Annotated in this window: 15 protein-coding genes; 5 read left to right on the top strand and 10 right to left on the bottom strand. The window is 43.7% G+C overall.

Translation table 11 applies throughout. From position 1 onward, the window contains the following. The first annotated feature begins 279 nt into the window (after positions 1-279). Positions 280-1,326: a porin gene (locus G3R49_RS02330; protein WP_130598638.1), complete on the top strand. Its 1,047-nt coding sequence runs from the start codon at positions 280-282 to the stop codon at positions 1,324-1,326. 116 nt (positions 1,327-1,442) lie between these two features. Here the strand turns inward: G3R49_RS02330 and G3R49_RS02325 are convergent, their stop codons facing one another. Together G3R49_RS02325 and G3R49_RS02320 are read right to left on the bottom strand one after the other, a co-directional pair. Then, a complete protein-coding gene (locus G3R49_RS02325; RefSeq protein WP_167868533.1) occupies positions 1,443-2,102 on the bottom strand; it encodes a thiopurine S-methyltransferase in 660 nt (219 codons plus the stop codon). 90 nt (positions 2,103-2,192) lie between these two features. Continuing rightward, positions 2,193-2,534, bottom strand: coding sequence for a hypothetical protein (locus G3R49_RS02320; RefSeq protein ID WP_130598642.1), 342 nt, complete (start codon positions 2,532-2,534; stop codon positions 2,193-2,195). Between the two features lie 183 nt (positions 2,535-2,717). On the opposite strand from G3R49_RS02320, the gene G3R49_RS02315 reads away from it, so the two are divergent. After that, a complete protein-coding gene (locus G3R49_RS02315) occupies positions 2,718-4,526 on the top strand; it encodes a protein kinase (protein ID WP_167868532.1) in 1,809 nt (602 codons plus the stop codon). Positions 4,527-4,606: 80 nt separating this feature from the next. Here G3R49_RS02315 and G3R49_RS02310 read toward each other — a convergent pair whose 3' ends face one another. The 6 genes from G3R49_RS02310 to G3R49_RS02285 all read right to left on the bottom strand — a co-directional run bounded on the left by G3R49_RS02310 (position 4,607) and on the right by G3R49_RS02285 (position 13,332). Then, the gene (locus G3R49_RS02310) at positions 4,607-4,981 is read right to left on the bottom strand and encodes a hypothetical protein (protein WP_167868531.1); all 375 of its coding nucleotides are present in this window, start codon (positions 4,979-4,981) and stop codon (positions 4,607-4,609) included. Between the two features lie 8 nt (positions 4,982-4,989). Next, positions 4,990-7,383, bottom strand: coding sequence for a zinc-dependent metalloprotease (locus G3R49_RS02305; RefSeq protein ID WP_167868530.1), 2,394 nt, complete (start codon positions 7,381-7,383; stop codon positions 4,990-4,992). 478 nt (positions 7,384-7,861) lie between these two features. Further along, positions 7,862-8,512, bottom strand: a complete 651-nt coding sequence (locus tag G3R49_RS02300) for a TetR/AcrR family transcriptional regulator (protein ID WP_167868529.1) — start codon at positions 8,510-8,512, stop codon at positions 7,862-7,864. Between the two features lie 386 nt (positions 8,513-8,898). Beyond that, positions 8,899-9,303, bottom strand: coding sequence for a hypothetical protein (locus G3R49_RS02295; protein ID WP_167868528.1), 405 nt, complete (start codon positions 9,301-9,303; stop codon positions 8,899-8,901). Positions 9,304-9,425: 122 nt separating this feature from the next. Then, on the bottom strand, positions 9,426-10,049 hold the full coding sequence (locus tag G3R49_RS02290) for a GNAT family N-acetyltransferase (RefSeq protein ID WP_167868527.1): 624 nt from the start codon (positions 10,047-10,049) through the stop codon (positions 9,426-9,428). A 37-nt stretch (positions 10,050-10,086) separates the two neighbouring features. After that, entirely contained in the window at positions 10,087-13,332 is a 3,246-nt protein-coding gene (locus G3R49_RS02285; RefSeq protein WP_245335225.1) for a transglycosylase domain-containing protein, read from the bottom strand. 126 nt (positions 13,333-13,458) lie between these two features. On the opposite strand from G3R49_RS02285, the gene G3R49_RS02280 reads away from it, so the two are divergent. The 3 genes from G3R49_RS02280 (at position 13,459) to G3R49_RS02270 (ending at position 16,616) form a co-directional block, all read left to right on the top strand. Then, positions 13,459-14,376 carry a DUF72 domain-containing protein gene (locus G3R49_RS02280; protein ID WP_245335224.1) on the top strand — a complete coding sequence of 306 codons (918 nt, stop codon included), beginning with the start codon at positions 13,459-13,461 and terminating at the stop codon, positions 14,374-14,376. A gap of 116 nt (positions 14,377-14,492) precedes the next feature. Further along, entirely contained in the window at positions 14,493-15,437 is a 945-nt protein-coding gene (gene rluF, locus G3R49_RS02275) for a 23S rRNA pseudouridine(2604) synthase RluF (RefSeq protein ID WP_242620337.1), read from the top strand. A gap of 543 nt (positions 15,438-15,980) precedes the next feature. Next, positions 15,981-16,616, top strand: a complete 636-nt coding sequence (locus tag G3R49_RS02270; RefSeq protein ID WP_130598656.1) for a LuxR C-terminal-related transcriptional regulator — start codon at positions 15,981-15,983, stop codon at positions 16,614-16,616. 205 nt (positions 16,617-16,821) lie between these two features. Here the strand turns inward: G3R49_RS02270 and G3R49_RS02265 are convergent, their stop codons facing one another. Together G3R49_RS02265 and G3R49_RS02260 are read right to left on the bottom strand one after the other, a co-directional pair. After that, the gene (locus G3R49_RS02265) at positions 16,822-17,514 is read right to left on the bottom strand and encodes a hypothetical protein (RefSeq protein WP_167868526.1); all 693 of its coding nucleotides are present in this window, start codon (positions 17,512-17,514) and stop codon (positions 16,822-16,824) included. 203 nt (positions 17,515-17,717) lie between these two features. Continuing rightward, entirely contained in the window at positions 17,718-18,152 is a 435-nt protein-coding gene (locus G3R49_RS02260) for a DUF2057 family protein (protein WP_130598660.1), read from the bottom strand. Between the last annotated feature and the right edge of the window lie 388 nt (positions 18,153-18,540).

Here is an 18,540-nt window from a genome sequence, read left to right as displayed (position 1 = left end):
AAACCACAGCAAGTAGCGCATTAATCACTAAAAATAAACACCCCTAAAGAGGTATAGACCTGTTTTTTAGGCATTAATTATGTAAATGGTCGAGTTAGTCACATTTCTGCAGTTCTTAATGAACTTTGCAAAGTAAAACATGATCTAGCCCACACTATGCACCGGTTAAACCTGTAAAAATCGCCGCAGATTGTTGCAGTAATTTTACTGTAATAACTGTTCATTTTAAAAACCATTATCGAATGGAATTAGAACATGACGTTCTTGGGAGCATAAAAGATGAAAAAATCGTTAATCTCAGCATCAGTAGCATCAGTATTAACACTGGCTTCTTTCGGTGCACTGGCTGATGGTCCAAATTTCTATGGTCGCTTAGACCTATCTGTGACGAACTCTGACACAGGTGCAACAACTCAAGAGGGAAAAGAAGGTACTGTCTTCGAGAACAACTTCTCTCACCTTGGTGTAAAAGGTAGCGAAACTATCGCTAAAGGTTTCGACGTAATCTACCAAATGGAATTCCAAGTTGAAAACACTTCAGTTTCTTCTGACGTTTTCAAAGCTCGTAACACTTTCCTAGGTCTTAAAACAGCTGCTGGTACAGTTTTAGTTGGTCGTAACGACACTGTATTCAAGCAATCTGAAGGTGGCATCGACTTATTCGGTAACTCAAACGCTGATATCGATCGTCTAGCTCCTGGCCAAACTCGTAGCGCAGACGGTATCTGGTACTACTCACCAAAAATTGCTGACTTAGTTACCCTAAACGCAACTTACTTAATGACTGACAACAACCAACCAGGTGTTGACGATGCAGATACTCAATATGCATTGAGCGCAACTGTTGGTGACAAGAAGCTTAAGCAACAAAACTTCTACGTAGCTGGTGCTTACAACAAAGGTATCTCAAACATTGACGCATACCGTGGTGTTGCTCAAGTTAAACTAGGTGACTTCAAAGTTGGTGGTTTATTCCAAAACTCTGAAAGCGTTATCGACAAAACTTTCGAAGGTAACACCTACTTTGTCAATGCTGCTTACAACCTAAACGGCGTAAACCTAAAAGCTGAATACGGTAAAGACGAATCTGGCCTAGGCAAGTACTTCGCTAACGTAAGTGGTATTAAGCCTGTTGCAGGTCAAGCAACTGAGCTAAGCGACGTAAACGTAACTAGCATTGTTGTGGGTGCTGACTACCGCATCGCTAAGTCAACACTAGTATATGGCCACTACGCAATGTACGAAGGTGACTACAAGCTTTCTGGTGCTAAAGTAGACCTAAAAGATGACAAAATCTTCACTGTAGGTGTACGTTACGACTTCTAATGATTGACGCTTAGCGTCTCATTAAAACTAAAGGCGACCATCTGGTCGCCTTTTTGTTTGCCTTAAATTTCCCAATATCTGCGCACTTTTGCTACTCAGGCGCTATCAGCTACGTACTAACTTTTACGAGTCAACTTATAAGTTGCTTCATTTAGCCAAGGAACGTTCTTATTCTTAAAGCGGGCATTATCTTCTAACACGTCGTCACAGCTTAATAACTCAACATCAAAATATTCAGTTAAATGCTGCTCAATCCAGTCTGGACTCACTGCAAATGGCGGTCCTTGCAACGCAGCTTGTGGATAGTCTAGCGTCACTAGTAAACCAGATACGCCAGCAGGAATAAGCTCAGCAAGCTTTTTAGCATAATCGGCGCGCATCTCATCAGGCCAGGCGATCAAGGCTGCGCGATCGTAAAAGCCGCCAATCGATTGCGTCACACTAGCTGGCAGGCTATATATATCGCCCTGATAAAGGCTTATTTGCTCACAAGAATAATGCTGGAGCTCCCCTACCGATTCGACAGATGCAGTAAGGTCATTGTCGCTAAAAAAGTGTTCCACCGCGGTCTGATTTAGCTCACAGCCTATCACATCATGACCTTGCTCAGCCAGATAACACATATCCAGGGTTTTACCGCACAAAGGTACAAACACAGCACTATTTGCAGGCAGCTTGAGCTGCGACCAGAGTTTAATAAGGTAGGGATTTACTTCAGGAAGGTGGAAACCAATTTGCTGATTGTCCCACTTTTGATGCCAAAAACTCGGTTCCATGTTACATCTCACCATTTATAAAATATAGCGGCTACTTTAGACGCTTAAAATGGCGGATGCAACACATGCACAATTGACTAACTACGGGAATTAACTACCTAAGACCGACTGTACTTTTCTGAGCCAGGCACAGTTATCACACTGGCAGTTTCGACGTGATAAATGGTGTGGACTTAAGTTCGAGTCGACGAAATCAACTGCGATTAATAATTGTTGCTTGAGCTCTTCCACTGACTTTTTCTCTAACGCCACCATCTCATCATTGTGATTCATCCAAATACACTCTTCACCTTGATGGCAATTAATGCATTGTTCATCAGCAGCATTAAAAAATACCGCATGAGGGCAATGGGTCACTTCCATCGATTGAAGAATACGTGTACGAGGAAAATCAAATAGTTGAATTAAATCAGCTTTATTGATATTCGCCATAATTGCATTCCTTGTGACAACTTTGAGTTTGTAACTTCATATTACTGATAACTGAACAAAAAGTACTTGATGCAGGTCAAGGTTTACAGATGCAAATATTTCAGTTAGGAGCGCTTGCTAACGCCTAGCAACAAGGGTTTAATGGGGAGTTAAGGCTTAAGGATTAAAGGACGTTTACCGCCAGTGCAAACACCTGAATTAAAGCACTTTTATATTAATGAAGAGCAATCTATCTATCTGCTAAGGGCAGATGATGCGCGTAAACACAAAGCCTGGATCCGTCTATGTAAGCAGCAGTTGATTAAGCTCGGCTATGCCGATATTGAGTACATAGGTAAAGGCGCTTATGGGTTTGTGTTTGCAGGCGCTAACAACCTTGGGCAATCACACGTCTTTAAATTCTCCCGCCTGAGCCTTCCCCAGCACATTCAAGACAGACTGGAAGAAGAAGCCTACATGCTCAGCCTGGTCGATCACCCAAATGTCCCCAAAGCCATCAAATTCGAGCGAGTCGGCAAGCAGGGAATTATGGTGATGGAGCACGCAATAGGTGAGGACTTAGATAAACTTTGCCTGCGTCTTGGCGCATTGCCACCAGCCATGATAATGAGCATCGCACGTCAACTTGCCAATATTCTGTTTTATCTTAGAACCGGTAAGCCTTTGGTTCATGGTGATATTAAGCCCTCAAACCTAGTCTATGACGTTGACCGCGATCATTTATCACTCATCGACTGGGGTTCTGCAGTATTTGCTCAGCGTGACGAGCATGGACGCGCAGTAGAAGATAACGTGATGGCGCTAATGTCGAGCGACCAGCACCAAACCAATGCACGCATGGGCGATGTGTATTTTATTGGCGATGAACAGCTCAATGGCGCACTTTCAAGTCCTAGGTTTGATGAGCAAGGTGCTGCTGCAACCCTATACGCACTTGCTTCAGGACAAATTAGTCGCTTTGGCGCTAAAGTCATCCCAGCCACCAGCATCGGCCTGCCAGTCGAGCTGGCGAAAACCCTTGATGGTATGCTCAGCGAAGACCCACAAATGCGTAATCAAGCTGGCGACTACTTTTTAAAAAGCTTACGCCACAACCATCAAATTCACTTGCCTAAACTACCTAGCAAGCCCTTGCTAGCGGCAATTCCGGTGTGGAACCAAGCTCGCACCCGTGAAATTGAAACAGTTACCTACAGCTCACGTAAAGCCTTTTTAAAAGAACTAAATGCCGATGACCCAGTTGCCAAGCTCGATGACATTCAATTAGAAAAATACTATCGCAACTTTATGGTGGGCATGGGTGATACCGAAAAAGGCTTTATTGCAGCGGTAAGCCGACTCGCGCACTTCCCGCTGGTAGGCGGTCTGGTTATTCACTGGCAACAAGACGGTATTTTTATCGACTCTAACTTAACGATTTACGACCCTGAAATTCGCCAGTCGCTGATTGTCGCAGTCAATAACATGGTGACCCTAGCTCGCGGTATTAAGCGGATTGGTGTTTTCAAAGCCTGTTTTTTCAACGCTAAAGACACCCTGCATTTTGAGCGTCAAGACCCACATAGTGCCTATCAAATTACCGGCGATACCATGCTGCCGTTCGAAATTGGTGATGCGCCGCTACTAGAAGACAAATCTAAACTGCACTCCTATTTTGAAGATGGCCGTGACCCGGAAGAAAACCTTGAACTACCAAAAGAGATTATTGTTGAGCTAACCCGCATTAACCAAATTCACCACACAGGCTGCATCATCTTTGAAGCGCTCGACGGGCATTTAAAAATTCACAGCTATTTAAGGCTGCTTAACCCACGTAAACAAGCAGCATTTAGGGCAAGTCTCGATAGAATTTTAGCCCACGCCAGTAAAATTCAAGGTCACGGGATCGCAGGTTTTATGAAGCTGCCTTATAAAAACACCCGTGAGTTTAGCCACATCGAAAGCCTGCCAGATAAGTTTTATCCTAAGAACCCAAAGGCTGAATTAAATTGACCAATCTTGTCTAGTTTAAGCAATAAAAAGAGCAGCGGCCGGCTGCTATTTTAGTATTTTTAGTCCCACCTGTTGTAAGTTTATTGACTCGACTTTTTTAAGTCCCTCAGAAACAGACCTAGAGCAGAAAAGTGAAGCACTAGTATCGAAAATAAAATGTTAGAGTAGCTTTCGTACAATCCACGCAAAGATTTATAAGCATTAAAGCTTCTATGTTCAGCTTCAATGCTCACTCCTATTAAATGTATAAGATCGTCCTTACTTATTTCGATAGGAGTGTTTCTCGCTTCTTCAAGTGTGTCCTCTAGGGTGTTTAAGGCTTGTTGATATTTAACTTCATATAAATTTGCTTCAAGCGCAAACTCGGGAACCATATATCCACAAATTAGGTAGACTATTAGAAAAATGGAAGTCACCGCTAGGTACACTTTTTTAATAATGGCAGAACTTAGCACTTTCCCTCCTAGATCGGCGAGCCTGGTGGCATCTTAGCTGGCTGCTCAATTAGCTTGAATTTCGCATCCTTTAATCCCTTGGTAATGCCAAGGTATAACCACTCATAATGCGCGGCATGATAATCACTCGCACGTTTCGAACGGCGCTCTAACTGCTTCAAAATTTGTCTTAGCTTAACCAGTAACTGCCCTTTTACCGCAGGCGTGAGCTCTGGGCTGTGGTAAACCTTGAGTAGCTCATCTACGGTTACTGCATTTACTTGCATACGAATGCCTAGTTGGCTACCGCGCTTAAGCTCAGCGTACACGGTTTTAGCAAGTAGCTTATCCACTAACTTAGGTACCGAGAGTTGCTCGCTGTCGTATAAATAGCTTTGATTAACACGATTTAGGCGGGTTGGATTCACCAGCTGAGCAACGGTATGACGACTTAGTACTTCTGCCATCGCGATAGGGTCGCTAACCACCCCAAGGTTAGATGCAAAGCTCTCACGACTACTGCGATAATTTCCTGCTTTTGGCACCAACGCATCGAGCACTCTAGGTGGTACATATAAGCTTTGCCACGACAAACTATCAAGTAAGGTATCTAACGCGCGTTTTTGCGCTTTAGGGTCAATGTAGCTCCAACGCAACCCTGAACCCAGTTGCTGATAACTATAATCGGTACCGCCGATAAATTTAGCTGCCGCCTGAATTTGATAACGAGTCAGTAAGTAAATCGGCACAAAAGTATCGCTTAGCTCACCACGTGGTTGCCCTGCTAGCAAAGCATCAGCATTAAAGTCTTCAATGGCTTTACGCCTAACTTGCTCAAGCCTTGCAAGCTCTGCAACTGGGTCATTACCGTTATCCCAAAGGCTCGCATAAGCATGGCTCGCCTTTTGGCTGCGTGAGTCTGCCTCACCAATGTAGCGATAGCCTTGCGTTAGCGCATGTTGCAACAAGCTTTGCTGATTAGCTTCATCGCCATAACCAAAGGCAATAGTGTATTTATCCCACTCACCAATGCCCTCACTATATGGCGTTGAAATATCAATCTTGCCGTCAACAATCGCGGCATAAGGATGCGGATAATCCATAACCGATGCGTTATCGTTTGTCGATGCTGCAAAGTTATGGTCAAGCCCAAGCGTGTGGCCGATTTCGTGGGCCGACAATTGACGAATACGTGCAAGCGATAAATCCATCGCCGCTTGAGATGCAGCTTCGCGGTCTTGCCAAGCTGAGGTTAAACCTCGTGCGATTAAATGATCTTGCCTGACTCGCAAACTTCCTAGCGTAACATGGCCTTTGATGATTTCACCTGTACGAGGATCGGCTATTGCTGAGCCATAAGACCAACCACGAGTGGCACGATGCACCCATTGGATCATGTTATAGCGAATATCTTGTGGATCAGCCCCTTCTGGTAGCATTTCAACCTTAAAGCCATTGATAAACCCAGCCTCGTTAAACGCTTGCTCCCACCAGCGACCACCTTCTAATAAGGCGGTGCGAATAGGCTCTGGCGCACCAGGGTCGAGATAATAAGTAATTGGCTTAACCACTTCGCTCGGCTCAGGGCCCGGATTAACCTTCTCAAGGCGATGACGCAACAAGTAGCGCTGACGAATATCGCTCGCCACTGGCGTTGAATAATCTAAGTATTCGCCCGACAAATAACCACTCATCGGATGGTAACTACGCACCTGATAGCCAGGCTCTGGCAGCGCGATAAACGAATAACGCATGCGCACAGACACAAAGTTAGCATCGGGCGTCACCTGCTTTACATAATCTCCCGGCTTACTTGCACTGAAGGTGAGATTGACATCCACATCAGCATTTCGCTCAAATGACTTCACACTAGCTGGCATTAATACAGATCGCTGCGTATCTAACCTAAACGCTCCTTGCTTGGTGGCATCTAAACGCTGAGCAACGCCGTGCAAATCGTTGACTACTAAATCGTTAATCTCAACCAGTGCCTTTTTGCCGTCAACGACTTCACCGCGCCATAAAATCGACTCAGCAAAGGCTTGCTTAACAGCCATTTGCTCAGCAGGATTGTCAGAAGTAGCGCGATAATCCGTATTGAGCTGCTTGAGCAAAACATAAGGGCCTTGGCGCTCAAATTGCACTAAGCGAGTTTGCCCAAGCTGGCCTCTATCAAGACCAATATCATTAGAGCCAACACCATGTGGCAAGCTAGTGACCAGCAAGAAAGGCTGGTTTAGTTTGTTAACTTCAAGGTAGAGCTCACCGCTTGGGTGATAATAAAGATCTAAAAAGCCGTCGGCATGACGACTCTTTTTAATAATTTTTTGACTATCATTTGCCGCGTAGACATGTGAGGCTGGCAATGAAAAAAGTGGCGCTGAGGCCAGTAGCAACGCGAGAGCTAAACTGCGTCGGTTCATGATATTCTCCCTATCCCCTAGTTAATGCGCTTGCAAAGCAGTTATTAGTTCTCGGCTAAATAACTGCTAGCTAAAATTTGTTAATTAACTAGGTTGATTGCGTCATTATTTTTGTTCGATTAGCGATCAATGAATAAGGTATCAAACCATGCTACGAATACAATAAAAACATCACTTATTGATAACAATCTTGCCATTACTGCGCTTGGTAAAATGATAAATATGAATGGTTATATGACGTAGATGTGCAAAAACGCCTAAACAGGTTTAGTCGCCAGTAATATCTCGCCTCAAACCACAGAAGAAATAAGCCATAAACATAATTCTAGTGAGAGCGGAACACCGCTCAACCTAATACAGACCATCGCCATATTTGTTGAACTGTACCTATCCAACAAATATTAACTTAGCGGTAAAACTGAAATAAGTTCGAAAACAATAATCAGAATGCCGTACCAATCAATATCGATTTACTAGACTACTCGGCAGCTTTTTTGGGCAAATATTCAGGCATATAACAGCGCAAATAAGCAATGGCAGCGCGCTTAGCTTCTTCGGCCATATAGTCAGTGATCTCATTATGTTTATTAACCGACAACATAAAAATAAGGTCAATAATTTCAACAACATGGAAGAAAACCTTCTCTTGATTAGCAAACGGCATCATCACAAAATGCTCATTTAGCGCTTCCATAACACTGCGACCAATTTCTTCGTCATTCTCGCGATCACTAAGCTTGATTTCCGCAGGAGTTTTACCACCAATTAATAGCTGCTCGTAAGCACGATTTTCTTTATACAAAGCAACTGCTCTATCGACACAAGCGCGAATAATTGCTTGCCAATTATCTTCAGGCTTTAGGGGGAATGGCTGAAAAACAGCTTCCATTATCTCTTGTTCAAACTGCTTAGAGATCTCAGCTAATAAATTGTTTACTTTAGGAAAAAAATGATAAACCGAGCCAATTGGGATATCAGATGCCTTTGCCACATCTGCCAATGACAACTGCTCAATGGGTTTGGTGGCCAACAGCTCTTTACCGGCGTTAACCAATATCGAGCGCCTAACATCACCTCGAGCCTGCGAACTAGACTTACGTTTTCTAGTAGTTACTTTTTGCTTTTCCACAGTTTTTTCCTCATCCGTTATCTTTTTAGTTTACTCATTCGATGAGTAATCTCAAAAATAAATTCGAATTAATTGCATTTATATTTGACAACTGCTAAGAACCAAACCTATAACAATAAATATAACTCAAATCAATTTGATTTAAGGTTCCGTAAAATTTAGCTGTATTTAAGGATAGAAAAACAACAAGACAAAGGAACACACCGATGAGACCGACATATCTCGCGCTCGCAATTGCATCGACGCTGGCTGTTTCAGCAAATTCTCAAGCTATAGCTTCAGCGTTACGCTGTACTCGAGGGGCAATTTATAACTGGCTAATTGCTCAATCTAGAAAAATTAACCTTAATAAAATTAGCGACTTAGCATTTTACTCTGACCCGATTTTAAGCTTTTTGGGCGAAATATCCGATGAAGATACCTAAGATTAACCCTTCGGCAGCAAACCAATAGGGTGAAGATAGCAGTCCATCGGTTGAAAACATGGCGTACATCAACTGCTGCATTTGCTCGTAGATAAATAGTGTGAGCACAAAGTTAAGCCACAAGCCCATAATCCCTGAGACTAAATACCAGGGCAGTTTGATGTTAAGTAACGGGTGATAATCGAAAATACTCGCAAGACCGATAATGCCGCCAAAACTGGTATACCACAGCAGTATTGCCCATTGAAAACGGGTATCGATATCAGCCTGCATAACTGTTAGTAAAAAGAAGCCTGTCAAACCAAGCACAAAGCCAATAGCTTTACCCACGGCGCAGCGCTTGAATACACTTTGCATGTCTAACATACACACCTCGCTTAAGCTGCAAAATCAGCACTAATGGTTGGCTTATACAGTGTAATCAATATTGGCAGTGACGAATGTGACCTTGGAGTCAATTTGGTTAGATTACAATCGGTGCTATCCACTCACTGCTTTCTGCTTTCTGCTTCAAGCAGTAACAGCTGCATGCCTTGCTCTACTTCAAAACCAAAATCAACGGGCTCAATTTGCTTAAAACCGTTACGTTCAAGTACCTTAATCGAGCCAGTATTATGCTCAGCAACCCAGGCTAACAGTGGTCTTGGGCTATGCTGATTCAAAAAGATGTTGAGTGCCCGAGTTGCGATACCTTTACCCCAAAACTCTCGCCCAATCCAATAACCGATATAATGCTCACTCGCCAGTTGCTGCTTCTGCCCGGCTATCATTGGTGAGCTGGCTTCAATGGGTATTTGCCAACTCACGATATTGCCGACTAGTTGCCAATGTTCTCGCGCTTCACTGTTGCTATTCTGCTCAGGGCTGCCGTCTCGCTCAGGGCTGCCACCTTGTTTAAAGCTTGTTTCACCTAGCTCAGGGCTGTCAGACTTAATCCAGATACTTCTAGCAACGGCCAATTCGCTGCCAAGCACTTTAGTTCGCCAATGCTCAAAAAAGGCTTGCCGCTCTCGGCTTGGGAAATCAGCCATCTTGCAAGCCTGTGGATCTTGTTGATGCTGGTAAAACACAGCGAGATCTTGCTCTGTCACTTCGGCTAACTTTATTCTCATGCTCTTTCCCTAAACAATTGATCAATTTTTATATTAGCTAAGCTTCACTTTGCGCTAACTCTGGCTGGCACATGGCCTCAGGCTGTTGAATGTAAGGCGCTAGCATAGGCAGCAAACCATTAAGTACTTGCAGTGGTAGTGACGAAGTAAACCGGTAACTATCAGCCTGCCTTCCTGGTACATACGCCGTTATCGTGCCGTAAAAGCTATCACCAATGTAGAACACAAAGGTGGCGGTACGGTTGACTGCAACTGAGCTTAGTTTACGCCCTGCTTTAATCTCAGTGACGATGCGATTATCGCCAGTACCCGTTTTGCCACCAATCTGCATATTAGGTAAATATTGCTTGGCTTTGGTGCTTAATCTAATTGCCGTGCCCTGATTAACAACGTTCGCCAAAGCCTTTTTAAGCACACTGGCAACTTCACTATGCAGCACTTGCTCAGCATAGCCATCATTCGCACTGTCGCCTACGTTTGGATTTAGCTTAACCTCATAGGGTGTATCTTCTGCAAAGTGCAGCTGAGACACCTTAAGCCTAGGCAAGCGTTTGCCCTGGTTTTGAATAATCCCCATTAGCTCAGCCAGAGCTGCAGGGCGATCGCCCGAGCTGCCAAGCGCTGATGCTAGAGATGGCACCAAATAGTCAAACGGGTAGCCCCACTTTTCCCACCTTTGATGAATAGATAAAAATGCATCCACCTCTAGCATCACCTTGATGCGTACATCACGAGCATTTTGATGGCGAGTTTTAAATAACCAGCGATACACAGCCAACAACTGATCTTGCGACTGCTGTTTCAAATCAGTCAATGATACCTGCAGTCCTGCATCATCAGCCTGATTCAGCTGCTTGATAACCCACAGCTCTAATGGGTGTACTCGTGCCAAGTACCCCTGATTTGCTAGGCTAAATTTCGACTCACCGTATTTCATATATAAGCGATTAACTTGCTTATCAGACAACGGTTTGGCTATACGGCTATTTAAAAAGGCTTTGAGTTCACGTCCGCTGGCTTTAGGTTGTAAGTAACGAAATGCCGCAGCGAGCCTGTCTGTATTATTAGGTAAGGCTTGATAAAAGTTCTGTAGTCTTTGACGCGGATTTTGCTTGTGGTATTTACGATAAAAACGACTTACAAATTGACCGCCCTCACGACGAGCATAGGCACGTAAATACTGCTCACGATTTGGGTCACCATCGTTATGCAGCAGCTGCGCGACACTGCCGTGATAGTTATAGCTACTGCTGTAACTCACAATATCTTGCATTAAACGTACAAAAGGTAAGTTTATAGAGCCTTGCAGCGCCTCATACAAAGTGGGGGTTAATGCATCTTCCTTGGTGCTAAAGTTACTAAATACATGCTGAGCACCACCGGTGAAGAACACCTGCTCAGGTGAAGCAGAGTAAGTCCTCATTAACGCGGCATCGAGCATACGTGCAAGGTTTCTATCTCGAGTGCGAATTAAATAATCCACCACCCAACGGGTAATATTATCGCCTTGCTCAACATCTACCTTGTTGAGATCGGCAACCGTCATCTTAATAAACCGCTGTTGCAGCTCTGCAACAATATCAAGATAAGTCACCAGCACCCTGAGCTTGGCAGTTGAGCCAAGCTCAAGTTTACTGCCTTCATTAATATCGAATGGCTGCGGATTATTATCAGTTTGTACCCGGAGCAGGTTTTGCTGCTCTTGAGTCTGATACAAGGTAAGGCTGTAAATAACTCCCTCAAGCTGCTCAGCGCTTAATAAGTGCCTGCCAATGATGCCTTCACGTTTGGCATTGTCGAGTTTCGACAAACCATGTAAGTAATCACTCACCTGCTGTTGCAGATGCTGATTCAAAGTACTGTTGATTGATAAATCAAAACGGTCAAGCTGGAATAAATCTACGCCTAACTTTTGCGCCGTATCAATGCGCACGGCATTGACGCCCTTAGTCTCTCTTGAAGCTGTATTTTCTCGAGACTGAGCAGAATGAAAACCGCTAGAAACAAAGACTAACTTGCTATCCATTGCTGCAGCAATCAAGGCGGTTTCGGCAATGCTAAATTGCTGCATCAAACGTAAGTGACTATCCACCAACGCTTCCAGATCTTGCCGTCCTTTCAGTAAATAATATGACGGCCTGCGCTGGGCAATCATCAAGGCTACCACTTGCCGATACGCCAACCCTCTGGCGCTGGCATTATCTTGCCTATGGGGTTGTTGCAGTAGTTGGTTCACGCTAGCTAAAGACACACCAAACCAGGCTTTAAGACCATCGCCTATGCCATTAACTTCACCAAAGCCTGGTGCAGATGACAACGGCACAGTATTTAAATAATCTTTTACCAGCTTACGTCTGGCTTCATACGTTAGCTCACTGTCGTGATATACCCGCACCATGGCTGAGCTGATTTGAATCAGTTTGTCTTTAATCGAGCGAGTTAAACCATCGCGAGAATGTCTGAACTTTTCTATTTGGGTAGCAAGGGTGCTGCCGCCACCTTTGATTGCATCGATACCTACTGCTGAGGTTATCTGCCCTAACGTCGCCTTAGCTAAACGCGGCCAATCCACCACAGGGTTATGGTACTGACTGGCCCCCATTAACTCACGATTTTCAATAAACAATAAGCTCGTGGCAATGGCATCAGGAATATCATCAACCTTGGCATACACCTGCTGCGGGTACTGAAAATGAAACTGAGACTGCGCCCGGCAATCAAGTACGCTCAAGCCAGACTGAGTTTTCTCTTTATAAGGCGGGAATAAGCCTAGACGACTGTATTGCAATAACTGCGGAGAAAACTGTGCCTGCTCGGATATGTGATAACCCTTTGCCAACAACTTAGGCAGCATTTGAGGCAGGTCAACATAGCCCATGCGCTTATCAAACGGGCCACTTGTTGGGTAGACGGTTAAAGGCGTAGGTTGTGGTTTAACTTGATAGACCAAACGCTCAGAATACTGGTGCAATAATTTGGCTTGATAAAACGATGACTCAACTTCAACAGCCAACAAATAGCCAAGTGCCAGCACCATTAAACTCAGCAGTAAGCCAAGTTTACTTCGCCTAGGCTTTGCTGCCGGTTTTGGTGCGCTTTTGGGTGCTGTTTTTGGTGCAGAGGACGCAGCTCCTTTGCGTTTGCCAGCAGTGCTAATTCGCTCTGGGCGATAGTTATCAAACTTGCTGTTAGTACAATCTTGCTCGTTTCTAACAGGCGAATTAGTATCTGAACTGCTCGCACTTGAACGATGAGTGCCAGAACGTTGGCCAGGTTGTGGCAATTTCCACTCCATTGGTTATGATCAAACTAGCGCATATTAGCAGATGCACGTATAGCTTACAGTGCTAATACGCTTTACTATGACATCATCGATAAATTTCAACTACATAGGAACTAGGCCATTAGCATGCCAATTAGCGCGGCAGAGAACGCGGAAATGTCATCTAGCCAACTTTATCTTGGTCTTCCTATGTGGTCCCATAGCCACTGGCAACACAGTGTTTATCAACAGTGCCAACAAAGCGAGCGCTTAGCTCGTTACGCCCAAGTTTTTAATACCGTTGAGGGCAATACTACGTTTTACGCTACGCCATCGCTAAACACGGTCAATAACTGGGCAAGCGCCACAGACGACAACTTTAGATTTACTTTCAAGTTGCCCAAGTCGATTACTCATGAGCACAAGCTCCATAACTGTCAGCAGGCATTAGCGGAGTTTTTTAACGTAATGGCTGAGCTGCATGAAAAAGTCGGCGTGTGGAAAATTCAGCTACCCAGTAAATTTGGCCCTAGAGATTTACCGATACTGAACAACTTTCTCACTCAGCTACCTGCAGATATGCAATTTGGCGTTGAAGTCAGGCATCGTGAGTTTTTCGCAAAAGGTGACGCCGAAAAACTGCTTAATCGCATGTTAATTGAACATAACTGCAACCGCATTATTATGGATACCCGCGCAGTATTTGCTGCCCCGCCAACCACAGCCGCAATCATTGATGCCCATGAGAAAAAACCGAAAGTGCCAGTGCACCCCATCGCAACTGCCGAAAACCCGATTATCCGTTTTGTTGGTGAGCACGATTTAGATAAAAACCAGCACTATTTCAATAACTGGCTCACACAAATACCTAAGTGGTTAGCCCAAGGGAAACAGCCTTATTTGTTTATTCATACCCCTGACAATGACTTTGCTCCAGAGCAGGCAATCCATTTTTATCAGCAGCTTCGAGCTAAACTCAGCAACATGGGGCTGCCAACTCTTGCAAATATTGAACTGCCACAGAGCAATGATGCTAGTCAGGATCAACTCGACTTAGGCTTTTAAGTTCAAGCTATCCCTACAAAGGCGCCTATATGCTAAACTAGCGCGGCTTTTTACAGGCGATTTGTTCCCAACTTTAGATTACCTATTTCCAATTAAAGAGTTTCAAGGATTTTATTGTGACTGACTCAGGCATGCGCTTAAACAAATACATTAGTGACAGCGGTATCTGCTCACGTCGTGAAGCTGACCGTTTTATCGAGCAAGGCAATGTGTTCATTAACGGCAAGCGTGCCAAGGTTGGCGATCAGGTTGAGTTAGGCGACAAAGTAAAAGTGAACGGCCAGGATATTGAACCACGTGATGCTGAAGACTTAGTGTTCATCGCGCTGAATAAACCCGTTGGCATTGTCAGCACTACAGAAGGCACAGAGCGCGACAACATTGTCGACTTTGTTAACCACTCAAGCCGTATCTTCCCAATCGGTCGTTTAGATAAAGACTCACAAGGTTTGATCTTTTTAACCAATAATGGCGATCTGGTGAATAAGATCCTCCGCGCGGGCAATAATCACGACAAAGAGTATGTAGTCACAGTTAACAAGCCGATTACCGATGACTTTATCAAGGGCATGGCTGGCGGCGTGCCAATTCTTGGTGTGATGACCAAAAAATGTAAGGTCGAGAAAGTCAGCAATAACGCCTTTAAGATTGTACTGGTGCAAGGGCTAAACCGTCAGATCCGCCGCATGGCAGAGCACTTTGGTTATCAAGTGACTAAGCTTGAGCGCCAGCAAATTATGAATGTGTCGCTAAAAGGCTTACCAGTAGGCGAATGGCGCGATCTCACCAAAGAAGAGCTAGACACCTTATTCGGCATGCTAAAAAACTCATCGTCTGAAGATAAAAAAGCCACGCCAAAGAAAAAGCCTAAGCCAAAACCGAAAGTCGCCTCACTAAAAGGCAAAATTGAAGGCCCAGAGCACTTTATGCAAAACCATGGAGGAAAATCAAAACGCTCAGGTGGCGCAAGCAAGAGCAAAGGTGGAGCGGGTAAAAATAAAGCTGGCGGCAACCGAGGTAAAAGTGGCGGTCAATCACGTGCGCCTCGCAGAGGGCGCTAGCAAGCATTACGCGCACCACTGCTAAAGCTCGATTTAAACACCTAGAAAAATTTAGGGGAAGTTTGCAATAGCAAATAAGCTATTGGTTTTGATAGTTCAAGCTTGCCCTAACATTCTCGCCCTAACAGCTCTGCCATGAGCATCTAGATACATCAAAAATAAACGGACTAGAAGCGATTTATTACTTTAAGATTCAACACCATAAGTTGTTAGTTCGAAGCAACTAGTTAGCTTAGAATTAAGTCATACGAAAGAATTAAATCTGCTATTTGAGTAAATTGATCCAGCAACCATCGCATTATTGATACCTAATATCATTTGTTTTAAACTCTGCAATAGCATCGTTTAAACATTTGTTATTCATAGATAAATAATACCCCACCAACTCAGTCAGCTTCCAAAACTCAATCTCACCAGAATAGACATATGTGTAAACCTATGAAATTAAAACTTCAACTCTAACGAAACATCCTGTAACATTTAGCATGTATAGTGAATTATCCCTATAGATAACAACAATATGTTTAAAACAAGGAAAGTTAAATGTTAGATAAGCAGATGCTGCTCGTCGACTTACCCGATGAGTTAATCCAGCAGTTTTCTCATATCGCAAAGTTGCTCGGTTTTGCCATTAACACTGTTGGACGCAGTATGGTAAGCCATTACGTAGAGCAATTTTCAAATGCAGGCTCAACCGCCATCATTATCCGCTATATTCAGCCGGAGCAGGTTGAACTAAGTCGCCTCACGACTAATGCGATAAACAAGCAATATCACCTTGCAGTCTCTTCTAAACTCACCACAGAATTAGAGTTAAGCCTGATTGCTTCAGGCTTTAACGGTGCAGTGTCAGCTGATGCTAATGCTGTAGAGTTGCTCCAAGCTGCTAACACCTTGTTAGATGAGCATATTCACTATTCTCAAGCAGCTACATCACGCTACGTGTTGCAAAATAAACGCGTACCTTCTTATCAAAATAGTACCAAGCTTTTAGCGCTGACCACACCAAAAGAGCAACAAGTGTTGAGCCTAATTTGGAGCGGGCTGACCAATGAACAAATGGCATCAAAGCTTGGGATCTCAATCAACACAGTCAAAATGCATATTCAAAATATCTATAAGAAAACCAACATCAAAAGTCGCGGTCAGTTATTTGCGCTGACATCTGATCACGGCTAATAAACTTTGGCGATTATTACACTTGATAGTCGATTTTTGCCTAACATTTTATAAGTACCAGTCACAATGCAGGTCCAGCCAAATTTGACTTGAGTAAAATAAAAAACCACCTACAACCGGGTGGTTTTTCGTTCATGCCGATTCAAAGCAGCTTTGTCTTGACTGCCTTTAACCTCGGTTTTCAATATTAAGTTGAGCTTGGATTTTATTGCTCAGGCTCAAACTCCTCGGCCTCTTCTTGTAAATGAGGCATTGGTGGCATCCCCGGCAAACCTTGCATCATTTGTTGAGCATTGGGGTTGAGCCCCATAGCATCTGCAATAAAACAGGTTTTTACCATTTCAAACATTTGCATTAGCATCGCCATGTGACTGTTATGCATTTGCACATTTAATAACGCGATTGTTGCCGAGGCTTCATCACCGTTAAAATCTGCTGCTTTAATATTAGCAACGTGCTGGTTTGCTTCTAGCCGTTGGGCAATCATTGTCTCAATCTCAACCACTCCTTCAGCCTGATAGCATGCAGACGTTGGCTCCAACTCCGATTGGAAGGTTTTGTATAGGGCTAAATATTCACGAGCAGTAGCAATACTCTTTTCACCTAGCTTTGCCATTGAGTTAAAGTCAGTTTTATTGACCACTGCAATCGCGCTATGAGGACTGGCTTCCATATCACGATTAAGCGACTCCATTAACTCAAGGTGTTGTTCACTCAATAGCCTACCCTGCTCGCCGATCGGCTCAGAATTAAGACTAAACTTGTCAATAGCTATTTGATTACTCGACGCTAATGCCGCTTCAGCATAAAACAACCCGCTAAAGCCCATCGCACTTATAAATAGCGCACTCACAACTGGCACACGCAAGCAAGATTTTACAATAAGGGTAACTGGCATGGGTTTATATCCTTTAAACACAAACGGTAGTTATACATAGATGCTGCCAGCCTATAAAAGAGGCGTCTATCACGCAATCACACTTAACGGTTAGATAAATACATACGCTTACATCCATTTGGGTATACAAAAAGACCTGGCATTAAGCCAGGTCTTTTTAAGACAACTGAATATGTAGACGTGATATTACACAACCGGATCCATTAATCGATCAATAGTTCGGTAAGTAGTTGTGACTGAGTCATCAACGCCACTTTTTGCTGTGCTTGGCCATTCACTTTTAAATGCACTTGCGGCGCGTCTAAAAAATCATGAGCATCTTCTGCTGAATACAAAGCCGGCGTAGCAATATGATATTCGCTATTAGCGACCAAATCTAACTTCAAGTACATTGGCTCTGAGCGCACCCAGTGACCAGAATCATCAGCATTATCTTGGAACAAGTCACGATAGTTAACCTCAATTAATGTCTCACCAGCTTTTAAACCAACTAACCTATCAAAATTAACATCCTGGCCATTAATACTGGCGATGTTTAGGTCTTCGTTGGTGGTAATACTGGCAGCTTGTGTTCCCATTGAAATAGTGGCTAGTGCTGAAACGATTACGGCCGACAACATACGATTTTTAATACTCATAACAAACTCCTTTACATACCAAATATTAGGCTTTCCAATTTAAATCGCCTCGCCAACACCTCTTGCCTGCTATAACTATCTGCAGTTAAATCTCAGGCCACATACTTCGAAGTTCACCAACAGCTTCAGTTAAAGTGATTCGCGGCGGGTTAATGTAAGAGACCTCCAAGTAACCAAAGCTATTTCAACTTGTTTGATTAATAAATGTTCATTAACGGTCACTATGCAATCCACAGAGATACACAAAGTTGAGTAAAGCACTCTTCAGTTACAGTTATCTACATACTAAATAGTGTAAAAACAGCCGTCACCCACACCCAATAATACCGAACCTAATTGACCAGTCACCAACACCTGACACACCTATACAGGCAATTGATAATAAGGC

It is taken from the genome of Shewanella sp. WXL01 (assembly GCF_012263345.1).
Taxonomy (GTDB): Bacteria; Pseudomonadota; Gammaproteobacteria; order Enterobacterales; family Shewanellaceae; genus Shewanella; species Shewanella maritima.
This window is presented reverse-complemented; position numbering and strand designations above follow the sequence as displayed.

Excerpts from the sequence above, each read along its gene's own strand:
- G3R49_RS02330 (WP_130598638.1), top strand. The coding sequence starts at position 280 with ATGAAAAAATCGTTAATCTCAGCATCAGTAGCATCAGTATTAACACTG.
- G3R49_RS02325 (WP_167868533.1), bottom strand. The coding sequence starts at position 2,102 with ATGGAACCGAGTTTTTGGCATCAAAAGTGGGACAATCAGCAAATTGGT.
- G3R49_RS02320 (WP_130598642.1), bottom strand. The coding sequence starts at position 2,534 with ATGGCGAATATCAATAAAGCTGATTTAATTCAACTATTTGATTTTCCT.
- G3R49_RS02305 (WP_167868530.1), bottom strand. The coding sequence starts at position 7,383 with ATGAACCGACGCAGTTTAGCTCTCGCGTTGCTACTGGCCTCAGCGCCA.
- G3R49_RS02295 (WP_167868528.1), bottom strand. The coding sequence starts at position 9,303 with ATGTTAGACATGCAAAGTGTATTCAAGCGCTGCGCCGTGGGTAAAGCT.
- G3R49_RS02290 (WP_167868527.1), bottom strand. The coding sequence starts at position 10,049 with ATGAGAATAAAGTTAGCCGAAGTGACAGAGCAAGATCTCGCTGTGTTT.
- G3R49_RS02280 (WP_245335224.1), top strand. The coding sequence starts at position 13,459 with ATGCCAATTAGCGCGGCAGAGAACGCGGAAATGTCATCTAGCCAACTT.
- G3R49_RS02270 (WP_130598656.1), top strand. The coding sequence starts at position 15,981 with ATGTTAGATAAGCAGATGCTGCTCGTCGACTTACCCGATGAGTTAATC.
- G3R49_RS02265 (WP_167868526.1), bottom strand. The coding sequence starts at position 17,514 with ATGCCAGTTACCCTTATTGTAAAATCTTGCTTGCGTGTGCCAGTTGTG.
- G3R49_RS02260 (WP_130598660.1), bottom strand. The coding sequence starts at position 18,152 with ATGAGTATTAAAAATCGTATGTTGTCGGCCGTAATCGTTTCAGCACTA.